We start from the raw sequence: 16,925 nt of genomic DNA, 5'->3' as shown, positions 1-16,925 counted from the left end.
TTAAGTGATAAAGTCGGGAGACAATGCAGGTATGATTGCTTATGCCAGTGTCAGCGAGTGGAACAAAGAAAACTTTGCAAACTTGGACCTCAATGCCAAACCAAGCCTCGCTTTTGATACCATAGAATAAAGAGTCAGCTTAAGGCTGGCTTTTTTATTTTTTCTAACTATCAGAATATTTTGACAAATGAACACAAATAATGATATAATATGCAAAAGCTAGGAGGTGGTAGGATGATTGAAAAAATGGAATTGGGGGAATTTTACAAGGAACTGCGCCTGGCTAGAAAGCTCAAGCAGTCAGATGTGGCTTGTGACGGGCTAACAGCTTCTCAGTTGTCCAAGTTTGAGCTAGGGCAGTCCATGTTGTCTGCTGATAAGCTCATATTAGCCATTCAAGGGATCAATATGAATTTTGATGAGTTTGGGCACAAGCTCAACAACTATCAAGAATCTCCACATATGCGAATCGGTCGAAAGGTTGTGGATCGCTTTGCCCACCAAGATATCGCTGGCTTAGAGCAACTATTGGAGAAAATCAAGCAAGAACAGATGGCAGAGACCTATCGTCGTTTGAATGCCATTGTGATTAAAAATGCTATCCATTCCTTAAATAAGAGCTATCTGCTAACAGAGGAGGATAGCGAATTTTTGACCAGCTATCTCTATGCTATCGAGTCTTGGACCTGGTTTGAACTCTATCTCTTTTGCAATACTATGCCCTTCTTGAGCAATCAAGATCTGATCTTTTTATCAACCTCCTTACTCGAAAAATCCAAAGAATTTAAAGAGTTGGTACATAATAGACTGTATATGAAAAGTGGCTTTCTGAATATTATATCAGAGCTCATGGAGCGAAAACTTTTCTCATACATCCCAATCTTCGAAGCTGAGCTGGAGCGCATGCTCCGTCCGTACGATGTTTTTGAGAAAGTATCGTGGCAATTTTTAAAGAAAATGAGTATTTTTCTTCAAACCAAGGGAAGCAACCAAAAAGAGATTGAAAATTTTATCCAATCTCTGCAAGTATTAGAAAATCCACAATTGACAGCCCTTTTTGAATTGCGTTTGCAGCAATACAAAGAGCTTATCGATTAGTTAAAAACGGGATGACAATAACCCACTCCGAAATAAGCAGGAGTATCAGTTGTATTTTTCTTTTCTTCATCATTATATCCCTCCTTGTTAGTAATAACTTTATTATACCAGAGAAGTAATCAAATTCACCAAAATCGCAAATCTGAAATTTCTATAAGAAAAAATATCAAATATGCGATTTTCTAAAATAAGCCAATTTCCGTGTTATACTGTCCTTGTAAAACATTTGAAGCAAATCCTAGGTCGCAGAAGTGGTTTACAAATGAAGATAATTGAAGGAGTGTAAAAGATGTTAAATTTACAATTTGCAGAAACAATGGAATTGACAGAAGCTGAGTTGGAGACAGTTTATGGAGGGGAACTTGGGTATAATGCCGTTATCCCAGGTGGTAGTTGGGGAGGTTTAGGAACGTCTTGGTCAATCACTAATTTCTGGGAGAAATATTTTAACCATGATTCTTCCACTGTTAATCGTCGCCATTATTGATATTCAAAGTCCTTGCCTTTTTCTTGGGTAGGGGCTGTCTTTATTTCATAGTATAGGAGAAAATAAAATGGGAAAGATAACTTCAAGATACTACTTTTTTATAGCGATTCTACTCGTCCTTGCTTATCAGTACCTTAGTGGTCTGGTTTTATCTAGCGACTTTGCTCTTGTTCTATCTGACTTTGGTTATTATCTGTCGGATATGATGTTGCATTTTCTTGTCGTTTTTATTGCTTTTTTTGCTATGGTTAAGTCAGGCAAATGGCAGAAAATCAAGAGTAGAAAGTTTAAAGGATCCTATCTTTTCTATTCCTTCCTAGCTCTGCTTGCTTTTGTTGTTTGGAATTTCGTCACCTTTTTTCTTTTCCCTCCTACCAAAAATGAAATTGCTTATCAACTGGATGTTCCTACTTTTACAGGAGCTACAGCATTTTTGATGTATTTTTTCTATCCTGTTATAGCAGGTCCCATTTTTGAAGACATGATTTATCGGGGATTGGTGATGACAGCTCTGGAAAAAGGAAAGCAATGGGGACTAGATGTACTTGGTTCTGCTATTTTATTTGGGGTCTTGCACATTAGTAATCACGGTTGGGTTTTAACAGACTTTTTTGTATATATGGGTGGTGGCCTCATATTTGCAGTCTTGTTTAGAGTAACCAAGTCCATTTATTGGCCTATTGGACTGCACATAGTCTACAATGGTATTGGTCAGATTTTGATGTTATTGCACTAGGATCTGGTTAGTAGCTAAAGACATGATGAGGTGTGCAGTGAAAAAGGCTGTGTAGGCTATCTATATGATATGGGATAGACTGGGCATACAGGATTTATTAGGATGTTTTGGAATAAAAATTCTAACTGGAATTTAAAAAGGAGTTGCGATGAAAGTATTTCTTCAAAATAGAGATTTTAGGCAATTAACCATCAACCAGTGGATTTCAACACTTGGGGATACGATTTTTTATCTGGCCTTCCTGAATTATGTGGCAGATGCCTCTTTTGCCCCTTTGGCGATTTTACTTATCACGATTTCAGAAACCCTGCCCCAAGTTCTACAAATCTTTCTGGGAGTTTTGGCGGATTTTCAACATCATCGTGTCCTAAAATATACAATTATTAGTTTTGCAAAATTTTTGCTTTACTCTATAGTGTCTTTATCACTTTCAGGGCAGTCTTTCTCCTTGTTGCTAGTAGCATTTATTTGTCTGATTAACCTCTTGTCTGACACATTGAGTTATTTTTCAGGCGCCATGCTCACTCCGATTTTCATTAGAATTATTGGGCAAGATCATCTGGCAGAAGCTATTGGATTTAAACAATCAACTGTTAGTTTAGTGAAAACAATCAGTAATATTCTAGGAGGAGTCTTACTAGGTATTCTATCCATCCAGTTTATTTCCTTACTGAACGCTCTTACCTTTTTAATCGCATTTTTAGGTATCCTATTCATAAAAACTGACCTCTTGAAAGTAGAAAAAACGATTAGCTATCAAGAAGGACTCTCTGTAAAATCCTTTTGCTAGCATTTGCTCCAATCATCGAAATTGATATGGAATATGAATAAGGTGCTCTTGGTTTTGTTTATTATTTCTATTAGTCAAGCAGTGATAAATGTTACAGTTCCTGTTTCTACTCTATTTTTGAGGAATCAACCCTTTTTGAATTTACAAACAGGTCAATCTCTTGCCTTGCTATCCACTTTTGAACTGTCAGCCCTGATTGTCGGAAGCCTTGTAAGTGGCTATCTGAAAAATATGATTTCTATAAAAACAGCTCTCTATGCCTCACTCGTCATCCAGTTGCTTCTTCTAGTAGGATTTGCCACAGTTCGTTTTGACTGGATTCTCATCTTTAGTACCTTGGATGCCTTTTTCGCAGGTGTTCTCTCTCCTAGATTGCAAGAACTCGTCTTTAAACAAATACCTGAGGAGTCAATGGGAGCAGTTCAATCTTCTATCGGTGCCATTACGGTTGTTTTACCTAGCTTATTTACAATAGCTTTGGTAACCATTGCTACTAGCTTTGGAACTCTGGCAGTTAGCTTTGTTTTATTGCTATTTCTTCTAGTTGCCTTTGTCATGCTTCTGAATCTTCGTGAAAGTATTTAGTGAAGAATTTCTATAATTTATGTTTGAGACTGGACTGCCAGTCTTTTTATGATAGCTACAATCAACAGACTTTTTTCTCTTTCCTGAATGTGTTATAATAGTCCATGCTGTGGCTGGATTCTTATCAGCCTACTTATACTCTTCGAAAATCTCTTCAAACCGCGTCAGCTCCTATCTGCAACCTCAAAACAATGTTTTGAGCAACCTGCGGCTAGCTTCCTAGTTTGATCTTTGATTTTCATTGAGTATTATTAAGACAATACGAGGAGAAAGATGAAAGAAAAAGGATTTTGGGAGGGAGCGCAGGCAGCTATGCCAACGGCCCTTGGATATGTTAGTATCGGACTGGCCTGTGGGATTATCGGTGCGCCCTATGTGACACCTGTTGAGATGGGCTTGATGAGCCTCTTTGTTTATGCTGGGAGCGCCCAGTTTGCCATGTTGGCACTAATTGCGGTTCAAGCACCTGTGGCAGCTATTGCTATGACGGTTTTTTTGATTAATTTGCGTCTCTTTTTGTTGAGTTTGCATGCGTCAACCTATTTCCGTCATACTAGTCTCTGGCACAATATCGGTATGTCTAGTATCTTGACAGATGAGACCTATGGCGTCTTGATGGGCGAATTAGCCCATACAGACAAGGTTAATCCTATGTGGATGCACGGAAATAATCTCAACAGCTATGTGGCTTGGTTTGTGGGAACAGTAGTCGGAACGGCTCTAGGTGGTCTGTTACCAAATCCAGAAATCTTTGGTTTAGATTTTGCCCTGGTTGGGATGTTTATCGGTATTTTTGCTTCGCAATTCCAGATTATGCAAAGACGGATTCCTGTCCGTAATCTGCTCATTATCTTAGCAGTTGTTGCGGTGTCCTTCTTTTTACTTTTGACAGTGGTGTCTCAGTCGCTAGCTGTTCTCTTTGCGACGCTACTTGGTTGTACAATGGGGGTGGTGTTAGATGGTCAGTAAGTATCTTTTATTAGCGGTTATTTTCTCTGGTCTTGTGACCTGGATTCCCCGTATGATTCCCTTCATCTTGGTCAAGTATAAGGGCTTGCCTGCGATCGTTGAGCGTTTTTTGAAGTTCTTGCCCGTTTCTATTATCTTTGCCTTGATTCTTTCAAGCGTAGTGACAGGTAAGGTTGGTAACTTACCTCAAATCAAATGGCTAGATTTCTTAGCCGTCTTTCCAACAGCTTGGGTAGCCTTTCGCTACCGCAATCTAGTCGGAACAGTTCTCTTTGGAGTGGTCTTGATTGCCGTCTTGCGTTTGATCTTTTAAATTAGCTATAAAGAAAACTTATCACAGAGATAGATATCATATAATGGCGTAAATGCTCTTTTTCTGTTAAGATTATAAGGTATTCTATTTTGGAGGAAATGACATGAAAAAAATTGTTAAATACTCATCTCTTGCGGCCCTTGCTCTTGTTGCTGCAGGTGTGTTAGCAGCTTGCTCAGGTGGTGCTAAGAAAGAAGGAGAAGCGACTAGCAAGAAAGAAATCATCGTTGCAACCAATGGCTCGCCAAAACCATTTATCTATGAAGAAAATGGCGAATTGACTGGTTACGAGATTGAAGTCGTTCGCGCTATCTTTAAAGATTCTGACAAATATGATGTCAAGTTTGAAAAGACAGAATGGTCAGGTGTATTTGCTGGTCTTGATGCTGACCGTTACAATATGGCTGTCAACAATCTTAGCTACACTAAGGAACGTGCGGAGAAATACCTCTATGCCGCACCAATTGCCCAAAACCCTAATGTCCTTGTAGTGAAGAAAGATGACTCTAGTATCAAGTCTCTCGCTGATATCGGTGGAAAATCGACGGAAGTCGTTCAAGCCACTACATCAGCTAAGCAGTTAGAAGCATACAACGCTGAACACCCGGACAACCCAACTATCCTTAACTATACTAAGGCAGACTTCCAACAAATCATGGTACGTTTGAGCGATGGCCAATTTGACTATAAGATTTTTGATAAAATCGGTGTTGAAACAGTGATCAAGAACCAAGGTTTGGATAACTTGAAAGTCATTGAACTTCCAAGCGACCAACAACCTTACGTTTACCCACTTCTTGCTCAGGGTCAAGATGAGTTGAAATCATTTGTAGACAAACGCATTAAAGAACTCTACAAAGATGGAACGCTTGAAAAATTGTCTAAACAATTCTTCGGAGACACTTACCTACCGGCAGAAGCTGATATTAAATAATTTCTTGAAATCATCCATTCTGAATAAGATGGGTGATTTCTCAGTTCTTAGATATATAGTTTTAAACTATATATCTGACTATCTAATAACAATTTGTGAAATAAAACAAAGTATGAGATACTAGTACGGTATTATTTTTAAGGAGAAAGAATCATGAAAATCAAAAAATGGCTTGGCCTAGCAGCCCTTGCTACAGTCGCAGGTTTGGCTCTTGTAGCTTGCGGAAACTCAGAAAAGAAAGCAGACAATGCAACAACTATCAAAATCGCAACTGTTAACCGTAGCGGTTCTGAAGAAAAACGTTGGGACAAAATCCAAGAATTGGTTAAAAAAGACGGTATCACTTTGGAATTTACAGAGTTCACAGACTACTCACAACCAAACAAAGCAACTGCTGATGGCGAAGTAGATTTGAACGCTTTCCAACACTATAACTTCTTGAACAACTGGAACAAAGAAAACGGAAAAGACCTTGTAGCGATTGCAGATACTTACATCTCTCCAATCCGCCTTTACTCAGGTTTGAATGGAAGTGCCAACAAGTACACTAAAGTAGAAGACATCCCAACAAACGGAGAAATCGCTGTACCAAACGACGCTACAAACGAAAGCCGTGCGCTTTACTTGCTTCAATCAGCTGGCTTGATTAAATTGGATGCTTCTGGAACTGCTCTTGCAACAGTTGCCAACATCAAAGAAAATCCAAAGAACTTGAAAATCACTGAATTGGACGCTAGCCAAACAGCTCGTTCATTGTCATCAGTTGACGCTGCCGTTGTAAACAATACCTTCGTTACAGAAGCAAAATTGGACTACAAGAAAGCACTTTTCAAAGAACAAGCTGATGAAAACTCAAAACAATGGTACAACATCATTGTTGCGAAAAAAGATTGGGAAACATCACCTAAGGCTGATGCTATCAAGAAAGTAATCGCAGCTTACCACACAGATGACGTGAAAAAAGTTATCGAAGAATCATCAGACGGTTTGGATCAACCAGTTTGGTAATAAGAAACAGGGAGGTGGGAGAGAAAATTCCACCTCTTGCTTTTGTATAGAGCATGGATTGTCAGGAAGAGTAGTTCATAGAAAGGTAGAGAGAATATGGTTTTTCCTAGTGAACAAGAACAGATTGAAAAATTTGAAAAGGATCATGTAGCCCAGCATTATTTTGAGGTTTTACGTACCTTGATTTCTAAGAAATCAGTCTTTGCCCAACAGGTGGGTCTCAAAGAAGTTGCCAACTATCTGGGTGAGATTTTCAAGCGTGTTGGGGCCGAAGTGGAGATTGATAAGACTTATACGGCTCCCTTTGTCATGGCGCATTTCAAGAGTTCGCGTCCAGATGCCAAGACCTTGATTTTCTATAATCACTATGACACTGTGCCAGCGGACGGAGATCAGGTCTGGACAGAGGATCCTTTTACGCTTTCGGTGCGCAATGGCTTCATGTATGGGCGTGGGGTTGACGATGATAAGGGTCATATCACAGCTCGTTTGAGTGCTTTGAGAAAATACATGCAGCACCACGATGACCTGCCTGTCAACATCAGTTTTATCATGGAGGGAGCGGAGGAATCGGCTTCGACAGACCTAGATAAGTATTTGGAAAAACATGCGGATAAACTCCGTGGTGCAGATTTGTTGGTCTGGGAACAAGGAACCAAAAATGCCTTGGAACAGCTGGAAATTTCTGGTGGAAATAAGGGGATTGTGACCTTTGATGCCAAGGTGAAAAGTGCTGATGTCGATATCCATTCGAGTTATGGTGGAGTTGTGGAATCAGCTCCTTGGTATCTCCTCCAAGCCTTACAGTCTCTTCGTGCTGCGGATGGTCGTATCTTGGTTGAAGGTTTGTACGAAGAAGTACAAGAGCCAAATGAACGAGAAATGGCCTTGCTAGAAACTTATGGTCAACGAAACCCAGAGGAAGTTAGTCGGATCTATGGATTGGAGTTGCCTCTCTTACAGGAGGAGCGGATGGCCTTTCTAAAACGTTTCTTTTTCGAGCCAGCGCTTAATATCGAAGGGATTCAGTCAGGTTATCAAGGACTAGGAGTCAAAACGATTTTGCCTGCAGAAGCCAGTGCCAAGCTAGAGGTTCGTCTGGTTCCGGGCTTAGAACCGCATGATGTTCTGGAAAAAATTCGGAAACAGCTAGACAAAAATGGCTTTGATAAGGTAGAATTATACTATACCTTGGGAGAGATGAGCTATCGAAGCGATATGAGCGCGCCAGCCATTCTCAATGTGATCGAGTTGGCCAAGAAATTCTATCCACAGGGCGTTTCAGTCTTGCCGACTACGGCAGGTACTGGGCCTATGCATACGGTCTTTGATGCCCTAGAGGTGCCTATGGTAGCCTTCGGTCTAGGAAATGCCAATAGCCGAGACCACGGTGGAGATGAGAACGTGCGAATCGCCGATTACTACACCCATATTGAATTAGTAGAGGAGCTGATTAGAAGCTATGAGTAGAGATATTATCAAGTTAGATCAGATCGATGTGACTTTTCACCAAAAGAAGAGAACCATCACAGCGGTCAAGGATGTGACCATTCACATCCAAGAAGGGGATATTTACGGAATTGTTGGATATTCTGGAGCAGGGAAATCAACCCTTGTACGGGTGATTAATCTCTTGCAAAAGCCATCTGCAGGGAAAATTACCATTGACGATGATGTGATTTTTGATGGCAAGGTGGCCTTGACGGCAGAGCAGTTACGTCGTAAACGTCAAGATATCGGGATGATTTTCCAGCATTTTAACCTGATGAGCCAGAAGACTGCAGAGGAGAATGTAGCCTTTGCCCTTAAACACTCTGGACTCAGCAAGGAAGAAAAGAAGGCTAAAGTAGCTAAGTTGTTGGACTTGGTTGGCTTGGCGGATCGTGCTGAAAACTACCCTTCACAACTATCTGGAGGGCAAAAACAGCGTGTAGCCATTGCGCGTGCCTTGGCAAATGATCCAAAAATCTTGATTTCAGACGAGTCAACTTCTGCCCTTGACCCTAAGACAACCAAGCAGATTTTGGCCTTGTTGCAAGATTTGAACCAAAAATTAGGCTTGACTGTTGTCTTGATTACGCATGAAATGCAGATTGTCAAAGATATTGCCAACCGTGTGGCGGTTATGCAGGACGGGCATTTGATTGAAGAGGGTAGTGTGCTTGAAATCTTCTCAGACCCTAAACAACCTTTGACTCAAGACTTTATCTCAACAGCCACAGGTATTGACGAAGCCATGGTCAAAATCGAGAAGCAAGAAATCGTGGAACACTTGTCTGAAAACAGCATTTTGGTGCAGCTCAAGTACGCAGGGGCTTCAACAGACGAGCCACTTTTGAATGAGTTGTACAAGCATTACCAAGTAACGGCTAATATTCTCTATGGGAATATCGAAATTCTCGATGGTACTCCTGTTGGAGAATTGGTTGTAGTCTTGTCAGGTGAAAAAGCAGCGTTGGCAGGTGCCCAAGAAGCCATTCGTCAAGCAGGTGTACAACTAAAAGTATTGAAGGGAGGACAGTAAGATGGAATCATTGATTCAAACCTATTTACCAAATGTCTATAAGATGGGCTGGGCTGGTCAAGCAGGCTGGGGAACAGCCATCTACCTAACCCTTTATATGACAGTTCTTTCCTTTATCATCGGAGGGCTCTTGGGACTGGTGGCAGGTCTTTTCCTTGTCTTGACAGCGCCAGGTGGTGTCTTGGAAAATAAGGTCGTCTTCTGGATTTTAGATAAGATTACCTCTATTTTCCGTGCGGTACCATTTATCATTCTCTTGGCAGTCTTGTCACCCTTCTCTCATCTAATCGTAGGAACAAGCATTGGTCCAAATGCGGCTATCGTACCGCTATCTTTTGCGGTCTTTGCCTTCTTTGCCCGTCAGGTGCAGGTTGTCTTGGCTGAGCTAGATGGTGGTGTCATTGAGGCGGCTCAAGCGAGCGGAGCGACTTTCTGGGACATCGTGGGTGTTTACCTATCAGAAGGTCTTCCAGATTTGATCCGTGTGACGACTGTGACCTTGATTTCCCTTGTTGGGGAAACAGCTATGGCGGGTGCGGTTGGAGCTGGTGGTATTGGTAACGTAGCCATCGCTTATGGATTTAACCGCTACAATCACGATGTGACTATCTTGGCAACCATCATTATCATTTTGATTATCTTTGCAATCCAATTCTTGGGAGATTTCTTGACTAAGAAATTGAGCCATAAATAAAAAAGGGCTAGGCAATCTGTACATCATTCATAGGAGTTGTCGTTATCGTCAAGACTTGAAATTTTCTGTACTGGTTGCTATCAATCATCACTTTTATGAGTTAGAGAGTTAAGCATTGTGGGGAGTCAATATGCAAAATCTGGGAGAAGTTTTTAAAGAATTGAGAAAGAGTCGGAATGTATCTCTACAGGAGGCGACGGGAGGAGAGTTTACTTATTCCATGCTGAGCAAATTTGAGCGTGGAGAAGCAGACTTATCATCTATGAAATTGATTACTGCCTTAGATAACATCCACTCTGATTTGAATGAATTTATGTACTTGGTACGTGGTTTTTCTCAGAAAAAGGCTTTGGCTTTTCAAGAAAATCTCTGGGAACTATATGATAGAGAAGGGATTGATTCTCTCCACGCCTTGTATGAAGAGACGATTCAAAAGTATAGATCAAGTGGTGAAAAAAGCTATCTTTTACAAATGATTCGTATCAAAAGCCTTCTTGTGTTTTTTGATTCAGAAATAAGGGCAACGGATGAAGAACTGACTTTTCTCTATGACTATTTTTTTACTATTGACATCTGGGGAAATTATGAATTGGAACTATTTTCAACGATTTCTACTTTGTTTCCTCTGCCCCTCTATTTTAAATATTCTAGGGAGATGTTGCAAAAGACGGATTTATTAGGCTCTTTACCTAGTAACAAAGTCGGTATTGATACCATTTTAATTAATGGACTTTTTAAAGCGATAGAGGAAAAGGATAAATTAAAAGCAGACTATTTTGTTTTTCAGATTGAAAAACGAGAATTGCCAGAATCTCAAGCTTATCTTAAAATCATTTATATGATTGCTAAAGGGTATTATGATACTATTTTTAATGTAAACAAAGTATAAATTTCTAATTATCTTTTTATATTTTCTTAAATGCTCGTAAAGCCTTATTCTATGTGCTTTCGAGTATTTTTACTGTAGGAAGATACTTCACGTTTCTTTGCATATTTCCTCATGTCTTAGCTGTCAGAAGTGGTAAATAAGTAGTAAATTCATTTGTACTACTAAGCAACAAGACGCTCCTGTTGCTTCTCTTTATTCAAGCGTTTCATTTCTGCCATTGCAGAATCGAATGTTGCATGTGCGTAATAGTTCAGCGTCATGGCTATATTAGCATGTCCCATAATGTACTGTAATGCCTTTGGATTCATTCCTGCATTTGCATAGTTGGTACAGAATGTATGTCGCAAACTATGTGGAGTGATGTGTGGCAATTTATCCTCGTTATACTTATTGTATTTCTTAACAAGACCTTTCATCATGCCGTTGTAATCACTTGCCACTTTTGGATAGTTCTTTCTATTAAGAAAGAGGAAATCACTATATCCATCAATCTCAACACGCTTATCATTCTTTCGATTCGCTAACACTCGCTTAAATGCTTGATAGGCTTCTTCAACCATAGGAACTTGACGTTCGCCACTTTTGGTCTTTGGTGTTTCAATGTAGTACCCAATTTCAGTATCTCTCAATAGCTGATGGTCTATATTGACAAGACGATTCTCAAAATCTAAATCTGGAAGTGTCAAACCACCAAACTCTGAAATACGAAGACCTGTTTTTAAGAGTATCAGAATTTCATCATAATTTTTGCTGTAGGTTTTATCAGCTTTTGCAAAGGCTAACAGTTTTTCTTCCTGTTCTTCTGTTAGTACGGTCTTAGGGACAGTATCATCATCAAGAACTGCTTTCAGTTGAAAGTCAAATGGATTCTTCCGAACACAATCATCTTGTATAGCAATATAGAATGAAGCCTTTAAAGAACGTTTGTAGTTATTGATGGTTTGATAAGCATAACCATTTTCACTCATTCTAATAGCTCATTCTTTAGCGTCTGATGGCTTAATACTGTCAATACTTCTTACACCTAACTTGTCTTTCTTCAAAATATCCATAAGATATTTGCGTCCAGTTTCAGTGTTTTTTCTAACCTTTGGTCTTTGAGCGTTCTGTTTTGCGTAAAGCTGGCAGAGTGTCATTTTCTTTCCTACAACATCAATACCATCATGAATGTCTTTCTGTAACTCTGCGATTTTCTCTCTAAGTGAGATACAATCACGCTTTCCTGCTGGTACTCGGTCTGTAGCCACAAGTTTCCACGAGTAAACAAATTGCGGTTCTCCAAATGAATCTATATATTTGTATAAGTATCTTCCGTCTTTTCGTTGGCTCTCTCCAGTCTTTAAGATTCGACCTTTATTGTCACGTCTTTTTTCTGACATGGCATTTGCTCCTTTCCTTTATGGAAAGAGCCTTGATACGACTTAATACTATTTTATCATATACAAGACCCTTTGGCGACGCTAGATTGCGTCCAATGTATCTATAATTTTTTCAAATTGTTTTCGTTTAATCTGAATACGATTGCCATTCATAATCAGCCAATTTGCATTTTTATTTTCCTCTGCCAAGCGTCGTAGCTTGTTTTCGCCAATACGAAAATATTTTGACGCTTCTTCAATGGTTAGGGTATAACGTTCCCAAATAGGAATGTCAGTCTGCTTCATAAAATCCTCCTTTCCAAATCACTTATTTGGATTTCATAAAAGTTGTTTTACCAGCAATCGAACAGCTTTAGCAAAGCTCACGGGAGTTCCACCCCTGCATGGTTCTCATGTAGCCATACTCATTGCCTGCGACGGTTTTATCACGCTCGGACTATTGACTGTATGGGAGTATCATTATCACGATAAGAATGTCGTTGCAGGCAATCCTGCTAAAGATTGCTTCTCGGATCACTAACATGAATCGCTCGCTATCTTTATAAGATAGGTCATGGCGGTTAGTTCCGTTGGCTCTTTTCTTATCGAAACGTATTCGATTACTTTTATTCAGTTTTCAAAGAACAATGGCTCGTTAGCCTATCAAAACACATTGAAAGCTCAATATGCTTTGGTGGAATAACAAACCTCCCTGTTCGGGAAGCGTGGAATGGTTTAGCACGCTTCCACGAAAGGAGAGAGGATATTACTTAATTTCAAATGACAAAATCTTTGTAATCAGTCTGGTTTCCATTCTTCCACGTAAGACTTCATCAACGACCATACTTTGATTGCCATATTCATCTTTCATAAGTCGTAGGGAACGCTTCGTTATGTACCCTCTGTAATGATGTAGAATCTGGTTAATCGCTTCGGTATCGCCATCTGTTGCCTTTACAATGAGAGGAAAGGGAATCATAGGATATTGTGTTTTCATTCTTCAAATTCCTCCATAAACTTTTTAATTAAGGCTAGTCCACTGGTTCTATGCCGATAGACAGTAGAACGGTTCAATTTCAACAGGTCTGCAATTTCTGAATCGCTCATGTCCATAAAGTAAAACAGCAGTAGAATTTCACGTTTCTTGTCTGGCAACTCACGTAATGCTTCACTCAACAAATCATTTTCAACGCCTACTGATAACCCATTGAGTGTAAAAATCTGAAAGTCAGTTGAATAGTTATCTGTTGTCGCAAACTGGCTAACAAGATAATCGCCAACATCCGAAAAGGACACCTCACGCTTTGCAATCCTTGAAAGATAAAGCATATAATTCTTTCGCTCGTCTTCCATAGCACGTTTACAGATATAGTCAAACTGATTTTCTATTGTGGTCTGAAAAGAAGATGGTTTCATGTTTCTCACCCCCTTTCTGTCTAGGAAAGGAAGTGAGCCTTGCTCGTTTATCTCCTTTCACTCTTAGTCCCAATGTGAAAGGGGGATTTGTTGCATTACTGATAAATAAACTTTGTAAAAAAGTTCTGAATAGCCAAAAAAGCATATAAACAGATTTATTTCTCTGTTTACATGCTTCTGTTATTCTATCTATATGATTTATAAAACCACATTGGTGGACGTACTTATCTATTGCAGATAGACGACTTTTTTTGACAAGAACCCAATGTAAGGAAATTTATTGTATATGATGTACTTCATGGCGACGTTGACCTCCAACAAACCGCCATTTGGAAGTAATATACAATATTTTAACAGCGTAAATAGCACTACCATATAACGGTTTTTTTTATTGGCGTTTAGTAGTGCTTTTTATTAAATATAAACCTATAAACCATATAACACGTTTTTCTATACCTGTTTTTAATTCAGTAGGGACAATAAAATGTATAGAGGTGGTCTACTATGCGTAAAAAAGAAGATAAATATGATTTTAGAGCCTTTGGTTTAGCCATTAAAGAAGCTCGATTGAAACGAGGTTTAACTCGTGAACAAGTGGGAGCATTGATTGAAATTGACCCACGGTACTTAACTAATATTGAAAATAAAGGGCAACACCCCAGCATACAAGTTCTTTATGACCTTGTATCGTTACTTCATGTTTCCGTTGATGAATTTTTCTTACCTGCTAATAACTTGGTAAAAAGCACCCGACGATTACAGATAGAGAAATACATGGATAGCTTTACAGACAAAGAACTATCCTTAATGGAATCTTTAGCCAGCGGTATCAACGAAGCAAGAAACATCGAAGACTAATTAAAAGAATCCATACATAACGGAAAGAGCCGATAAAATGAGATTGTATTAATCTCATTTTATCGGCTCTGCGTCTTTGCGTCTGGCTCTGTAATCACAGTTACTTTGAACTGCTTTATTTCAATTAAATTTTCTTGTCTGCATTTCGGACAATAGAGGGGGAATTTTTTTAATTCAGTATCTTCCCTTATCTTTAATCGTGTTTTATTTCCACATACAGGACACAATATCCACTTGTAGTTTATAATAACTATCTCCTCCTTTACACTTTAATTCAAATCTTTATTAAAAAATATTTCATCTTATTTAACAAGAAACCATATTTATATAACAACATAAAATACACTAAGTTATTTTATTGAACATATATCGTACTTTATCTATCCGACTATTTGGACGACGGGGCTGGCAAACAGGTTCACCGGTAGTAACATGGTACCCTTTTAACTCTGTTAAACAAACACTACGTCCATTTGTAAAGAAAGTTAAATCACTACGATATTCTTGAATACACCGAGCAGGGATTTCTCCACTAAGAATGACCTCATTATTTTTCAATTGAGTGTCTACGATGTTCGCACAATATTTAGGAGCATCGTTGTATGCTCGTGAAAGATATTCCTGTGGCGCATAAATTTTAAAACTAAGATATGGCTCTAACAATTCTGTTCCAGCTTTTTTTAAGACTTGTTCCAATACAATAGGAGCAAGCATCCGAAAATCTGCTGGGGTACTAACAGGGCTATAGTATAAGCCATACTTAAAACAGATTTTACAGTCCGTCACATTCCAACCATACAATCCTTGTTCACAGCCATAGCGTATCCCCTCCATAACTGCATTTTGAAACGATTGATTTAAGTATCCAAGAGAAACCGAGCTCTCATACTGTACTCCGCTCCCTAATGGAAGCTGTGCTACAGATAGACCAATGGAAGCCCAGAAAGGATTCGGTGGAACTTCGATGTGAATGGTATACTCTGCTTTTTTTAACGGTCTTTCCATATAAATGACTGTAGGCTCTTTTATTTCTATCTCCACATGATACTTTTCTTGCAGCAGAGCACAAGTCACTTCCATTTGTACTTTCCCTAAGAAAGAAAGTATGATTTCATGTGTCGCAGAATCCACATAATATCGCAGAAGCGGGTCACTGTCGGAGATTTCTAAAAGTGCATCAAGTAACATTTCCCTTTGTTGAGGTTTGCTCGGTTCAACAGTCGTTTGCAGCAGAGGGAGGGGATTTTCAATTCTCTCTCTCTGTGGCAATAGCTTTGTATCTCCAAGAACACTATTTAACTTCAAAAACTCATTCTGCAAAATAACAATTTCCCCGGAATAAGCCTTATCGATTTTACATAATTCACCATTTATTGAAGTATACATTTCTGTAATTTTTATTTTTTCCTTTTCCGATATTCTAACCGAATCTCGCAAATGCAGTACGCCACTATAAAGACGTATATATGCAAGACGCTGTCTTTTTTCCGAATACTCAATTTTGAAAACATTTCCGCAAAGTTCAGACGGACCTCGATGTGTTGATGAATAAAATTTATTCGTAATCACTTCTATAAGGTTATCAATCCCTATATTGTTTTTTGCACTTCCGTGATAAACAGGGAACAGGGAACAATTATGAAATCTTATGCTTTCCTCTTGTTCGAGTTCCAATGCTTCTAATGATTTACCGGACATATATTTCTCTAAAAGGTCATCGTTTCCCTCTATTACCGTATCCCATTGTTCAGATTCGGTAAAGTTCGTCACACACATATTAGGATACAGTTCTACCTTCTGTTTGATTACAATTTCGGCAGAAAGTTTCTCTTTAATATCCTGATAAACCGTTGATAAATCAATTCCATTTTGGTCAATCTTATTGATAAAAAAGATTGTGGGAATCCCCATTTTCCTAAGTGCATGAAATAATATACGAGTTTGTGCTTGTACGCCATCTTTTGCAGAAATCAGTAGAATTGCCCCATCTAATACTGATAATGAACGATATACTTCTGCTAAGAAATCCATATGTCCTGGCGTGTCTATGATGTTCACCTTCGTATTTTCCCACTGAAAAGAGGTTATTCCTGTCTGAATTGTAATTCCTCTCTGACGTTCTAAAAGCGTATTATCCGTCCTCGTTGTACCTTTGTCCACGCTTCCTAATTCTGTAATCGCTCCACTGTTATATAATAAGCTTTCTGTTAAGGTAGTTTTTCCTGCATCAACATGAGCTAAAACTCCAATATTAATAATTTTCATG

General features: G+C 39.0%; 17 protein-coding genes and 3 pseudogenes. 14 read left to right on the top strand and 6 right to left on the bottom strand.

What is annotated here, in order from left to right; genetic code table 11:
* Window positions 1–16 precede the first annotated feature (16 nt).
* The 13 genes and pseudogenes from B4W83_RS12215 to B4W83_RS01835 all read left to right on the top strand — a co-directional run.
* A pseudogene (locus B4W83_RS12215) lies at window positions 17–130 on the top strand (tRNA (adenosine(37)-N6)-threonylcarbamoyltransferase complex transferase subunit TsaD); the annotation flags it as partial.
* A gap of 104 nt (window positions 131–234) precedes the next feature.
* Window positions 235–1,098: an XRE/MutR family transcriptional regulator gene (locus B4W83_RS01895; protein WP_007284849.1), complete on the top strand. Its 864-nt coding sequence runs from the start codon at window positions 235–237 to the stop codon at window positions 1,096–1,098.
* Between the two features lie 289 nt (window positions 1,099–1,387).
* Entirely contained in the window at window positions 1,388–1,585 is a 198-nt protein-coding gene (locus B4W83_RS01890) for a peptide pheromone VP1 (RefSeq protein WP_000933471.1), read from the top strand.
* 67 nt (window positions 1,586–1,652) lie between these two features.
* Window positions 1,653–2,321, top strand: a complete 669-nt coding sequence (locus tag B4W83_RS01885) for a CPBP family intramembrane glutamic endopeptidase (protein ID WP_000516540.1) — start codon at window positions 1,653–1,655, stop codon at window positions 2,319–2,321.
* Window positions 2,322–2,469: 148 nt separating this feature from the next.
* Window positions 2,470–3,696, top strand: a pseudogene (locus B4W83_RS12210) (MFS transporter).
* 273 nt (window positions 3,697–3,969) lie between these two features.
* Window positions 3,970–4,665 (top strand): AzlC family ABC transporter permease, encoded by a 696-nt coding sequence (locus B4W83_RS01870; protein WP_000659737.1) that lies wholly within the window; start codon window positions 3,970–3,972, stop codon window positions 4,663–4,665.
* Window positions 4,655–4,978 carry an AzlD domain-containing protein gene (locus tag B4W83_RS01865; RefSeq protein ID WP_000253931.1) on the top strand — a complete coding sequence of 108 codons (324 nt, stop codon included), beginning with the start codon at window positions 4,655–4,657 and terminating at the stop codon, window positions 4,976–4,978. Before B4W83_RS01870 ends, B4W83_RS01865 begins: the two co-directional genes overlap by 11 nt.
* Window positions 4,979–5,081: 103 nt before the next feature.
* A complete protein-coding gene (locus B4W83_RS01860) occupies window positions 5,082–5,912 on the top strand; it encodes an amino acid ABC transporter substrate-binding protein (RefSeq protein ID WP_000724933.1) in 831 nt (276 codons plus the stop codon).
* A gap of 153 nt (window positions 5,913–6,065) precedes the next feature.
* Complete coding sequence (locus B4W83_RS01855) at window positions 6,066–6,920, top strand: MetQ/NlpA family ABC transporter substrate-binding protein (RefSeq protein WP_000694510.1); 855 nt, start codon at window positions 6,066–6,068, stop codon at window positions 6,918–6,920.
* Between the two features lie 96 nt (window positions 6,921–7,016).
* Window positions 7,017–8,390, top strand: coding sequence for a M20 family metallopeptidase (locus tag B4W83_RS01850; RefSeq protein WP_000231815.1), 1,374 nt, complete (start codon window positions 7,017–7,019; stop codon window positions 8,388–8,390).
* Entirely contained in the window at window positions 8,383–9,444 is a 1,062-nt protein-coding gene (locus B4W83_RS01845; protein WP_000085651.1) for a methionine ABC transporter ATP-binding protein, read from the top strand. Before B4W83_RS01850 ends, B4W83_RS01845 begins: the two co-directional genes overlap by 8 nt.
* A 1-nt stretch (window position 9,445) precedes the next feature.
* Window positions 9,446–10,138, top strand: a complete 693-nt coding sequence (locus B4W83_RS01840) for a methionine ABC transporter permease (RefSeq protein WP_000444652.1) — start codon at window positions 9,446–9,448, stop codon at window positions 10,136–10,138.
* Window positions 10,139–10,268: 130 nt separating this feature from the next.
* The gene (locus B4W83_RS01835) at window positions 10,269–11,027 is read left to right on the top strand and encodes a helix-turn-helix domain-containing protein (RefSeq protein ID WP_001180345.1); all 759 of its coding nucleotides are present in this window, start codon (window positions 10,269–10,271) and stop codon (window positions 11,025–11,027) included.
* 161 nt (window positions 11,028–11,188) lie between these two features.
* On the opposite strand, the pseudogene B4W83_RS01830 reads toward B4W83_RS01835, so the two are convergent.
* From B4W83_RS01830 to B4W83_RS01810, 4 genes and pseudogenes are all read right to left on the bottom strand, one after another.
* Window positions 11,189–12,406: pseudogene (locus B4W83_RS01830) on the bottom strand (tyrosine-type recombinase/integrase).
* Between the two features lie 81 nt (window positions 12,407–12,487).
* Window positions 12,488–12,691, bottom strand: a complete 204-nt coding sequence (locus B4W83_RS01825; RefSeq protein WP_000814511.1) for an excisionase — start codon at window positions 12,689–12,691, stop codon at window positions 12,488–12,490.
* A gap of 460 nt (window positions 12,692–13,151) precedes the next feature.
* A complete protein-coding gene (locus B4W83_RS01815) occupies window positions 13,152–13,382 on the bottom strand; it encodes a helix-turn-helix domain-containing protein (RefSeq protein WP_000857133.1) in 231 nt (76 codons plus the stop codon).
* A complete protein-coding gene (locus tag B4W83_RS01810; RefSeq protein ID WP_000804885.1) occupies window positions 13,379–13,801 on the bottom strand; it encodes a sigma-70 family RNA polymerase sigma factor in 423 nt (140 codons plus the stop codon). The genes B4W83_RS01815 and B4W83_RS01810 overlap by 4 nt, the downstream gene beginning before the upstream one ends.
* Window positions 13,802–14,305: 504 nt before the next feature.
* Here B4W83_RS01810 and B4W83_RS01805 point away from each other — a divergent pair.
* Window positions 14,306–14,659 carry a helix-turn-helix transcriptional regulator gene (locus B4W83_RS01805; RefSeq protein ID WP_001227347.1) on the top strand — a complete coding sequence of 118 codons (354 nt, stop codon included), beginning with the start codon at window positions 14,306–14,308 and terminating at the stop codon, window positions 14,657–14,659.
* A gap of 59 nt (window positions 14,660–14,718) precedes the next feature.
* On the opposite strand, the gene B4W83_RS01800 is transcribed toward B4W83_RS01805, so the two are convergent.
* Window positions 14,719–14,886, bottom strand: a complete 168-nt coding sequence (locus B4W83_RS01800) for a cysteine-rich KTR domain-containing protein (protein ID WP_000336323.1) — start codon at window positions 14,884–14,886, stop codon at window positions 14,719–14,721.
* Window positions 14,887–15,004: 118 nt separating this feature from the next.
* A complete protein-coding gene (gene tet(M) / locus B4W83_RS01795) occupies window positions 15,005–16,924 on the bottom strand; it encodes a tetracycline resistance ribosomal protection protein Tet(M) (RefSeq protein WP_000691726.1) in 1,920 nt (639 codons plus the stop codon).
* Window position 16,925 lies beyond the last annotated feature (1 nt).

Source organism: Streptococcus pseudopneumoniae ATCC BAA-960 = CCUG 49455 (assembly GCF_002087075.1).
GTDB classification, from domain to species: domain Bacteria; phylum Bacillota; class Bacilli; order Lactobacillales; family Streptococcaceae; genus Streptococcus; species Streptococcus pseudopneumoniae.
Note: the sequence above shows the minus strand (reverse complement) of the source record. Positions and strands in the feature narration are given on the sequence as shown.